At 60.7% G+C, this 2,621-nt stretch carries 1 protein-coding gene and 1 pseudogene; one reads left to right on the top strand and one right to left on the bottom strand.

From position 1 onward, the window contains the following. Window positions 1–682: pseudogene (locus JNL55_RS14175) on the top strand (hypothetical protein); the annotation flags it as partial. Here JNL55_RS14175 and JNL55_RS14170 read toward each other — a convergent pair. Next, window positions 679–2,621, bottom strand: a 1,943-nt coding sequence (locus tag JNL55_RS14170) for a prolyl oligopeptidase family serine peptidase (RefSeq protein ID WP_293854196.1), incomplete at its 5' end; no start/stop codon positions are given. The pseudogene JNL55_RS14175 and the gene JNL55_RS14170 sit on opposite strands and share 4 nt — an antisense overlap.

The raw sequence follows: 2,621 nt of genomic DNA, 5'->3' as shown, positions 1-2,621 counted from the left end.
GAACGAATGCCCCGGCTTCGACCTGAGCTGGTCCGCTCGCCTGGGCCGGGCGCACGCTGAGAAACTGTGGGCGCGCTTGGATCGAGAGGCGTTGATCAGCTTCCAACCCAAAGGCGTGCACTCCGACGATGTGGTGGCGATCGATAGCGAAGGCAACATGGTCTCGCTCTGCCACTCCATCAATTGTTTGATCTGGGGCCGCACCGCCATCGTCGTCGATGGCGTGTCCATCGGCGATCCCGGCTCCTACTTGCAGCCACTCGTCGCCGCCACTGCGCGCGGTGCACAGATGCCCAATGCCATCGAACTCGGCCTGATCCTGAACAACGGTCAGCCGGAAATCGCCTGGTCGTCGATGGGCATGGGCCTGCACTATCAGTCGACCCTATCGCTACTGAACATCATCGATCACGGTATGAGCATCGAGCAGGCCGCCAATGCTCCACGGTTGCTCGCGCCGATGTCACCGGACGGCGATTTCAAAAAATTGATCCTCCGTGTCGTGGCGGGTGAGTTTCCAGAAGAAGTGCTGAACGAATCCGGGCTCGACGTGCAGCAGATCAAACCTCTGGATGCTCGGTTCGTCCAAGGACTCTGGATCGCCATCCAGCGCGATCCGGCCACCGGTGAGCTCGTGGCAATCTCGCCCAGCTATAACAATGGGCAGGCTGCGGCTTACTAATTTTCCATCCCAGCGCGCGAACGCGGATTCTCGCCGTCGAACAGGATTTGCCCGTCGCCGTCCCGTGAGATATCGCCGAACTCATCGAACCAGGCGACCATGCGGCTCCACATATCCCGGATGTTCGCCGGGCTGCGTAATTCGTGTCCCTCGCCCCAGTACCGGGCAAATTGCGCCTGCCGGCCGAGCCGGTACAGGGACATGAACATCTCTTCTCCCTGTTGAATCGGCACGAAGTCCAGATCGCCTTGCACGATCAGCAGCGGTGTGACGATACGCTCCACCTGGTTGATGGGACTATTGCGCCGATAGCGTTCGGCGTCGCTCCAAGGGGGCGCACCAAGATTGCTTTGGCCCCGCTCCATGCGCGTGACGTTGGTAAGGTTCTGGTGCGCGAAATCGCCGTAGCGCAGCCGTGGATCGAAAGCACCGTATTGACTGGTGAGATTGGTCGCGCCAGCCAACGACGCGGCGGCCTTGAACATCTGCGTATGCGCTAAAAGCCCATAGGTGGCATAGCCGCCAAAGCTGTGCCCGGCAAGGAACACTCGCGACGAGTCCGCAATCCCGAGCGCCACCGCTTGTTGCACGGCTGGCGTTACGCCGTTGGCAAGATTCAACATCACGTCATCCGGATCACCCGGCGTGAGTACCGGCATGCTGGGCAGGAGTACCGCGTAGCCCTGTGCGGCGGCGAGATGTAAGTTCAAGCCATCGGCATAGGAAACTCGGTGGTAGTACGCAGGCTGCGATCCAGCCATGAAGCCCGCGTGCACCCAAGTCAGCATCGGGTAGCGCCGACCAGCGACATAGTTCGTGGGCAGGATCAGCCACGCGCGCAGCGACTGTCCTTCCAGACTCCGATACTCGATGGAACGCAGTTCGCCACCCGCCACTCGCTGCAGGAAGGTATTCGCTTGCATCAGCACTTCCGGGGCTGCACGAGTGCTGCGCCATACGGCGGTTCCGTTGTCACCTTCCACAGCCTGAATCAGCGTGCCGGTACGCGACGAAAATGCGGCGACGTTGGCGTCAGCTTCTGGTTCGTTCACTGCAGTGATTCGGCCTGAGTTCAGTTCAAGTCGATACGTGCCACTGGGATCTTCGCCGCGTGCAGTGAAGAACATGTCAGTGAAGGTGCTACCGGGAAAGTGATATTCGGCGCGATCATCCCATCCCAACGATTGCGGCCACTCGATGGAATCGACACGATTCCCCGAAGCCGCGGTCACATTGCTTACCGTGCCGGTCAGCGGCGCAATTCTCCAGATCGCACCCTCGGCGATACCAAAGAAACTTTTGTGTCCATTGCCTGCCCACAACTCGCGCGGTGGCGAGTTCATTCCGGCTGTGAGACTGCGTTGCTGTCCGTCGCGGGCGATTGCCCACCAATCTCGCCGCGCGGATACCGCCACGGCAGCGCCTGATTTCCGTAGCGCTCCCGGCAGCATGATCTCGCCCGATGGCAACCAATGCAGCTGCGCCGCCGAGCGTCCCGCGACAGTAATCTCAAGCGCGCCGAGCGGCACTTCGGTAATCCGGCGTGTTTTCAATTGCGCTCGGAACAACTTCCATCCGTCGCGCCGGGATGTTCCGAGCCCCACAAACGCCAGCTCTTTTCCATCCGGTGACCAACGGATCGATTCCGGTAACACGTCCTGCGTGACGCCGGCACTCTCGACCAGAACGGCACCATCACTTGAATGAATCGACACCGACCATGTGGCGAGCGCAGCCGTCGGTGTGATCCGACGTAGCGGTAACGGCTCGTCTGGGCTCGGAACATACACGCCCTCGTTGCGTGCAAACGCCACGACGCGACCGTCAGGAGCTGTTGTCCATGCCGCGGACGATCTGTCCGCAAGCACCTTCGCTTGCTGCCGCTCGATATCGATCATGAGCAGCTGACCTTGCGCACGCTTTGGCGACGACAACTTTC

Source organism: Steroidobacter sp. (assembly GCF_016790065.1).
Taxonomy (GTDB): Bacteria; Pseudomonadota; Gammaproteobacteria; order Steroidobacterales; family Steroidobacteraceae; genus Steroidobacter.
This window is presented reverse-complemented; position numbering and strand designations above follow the sequence as displayed.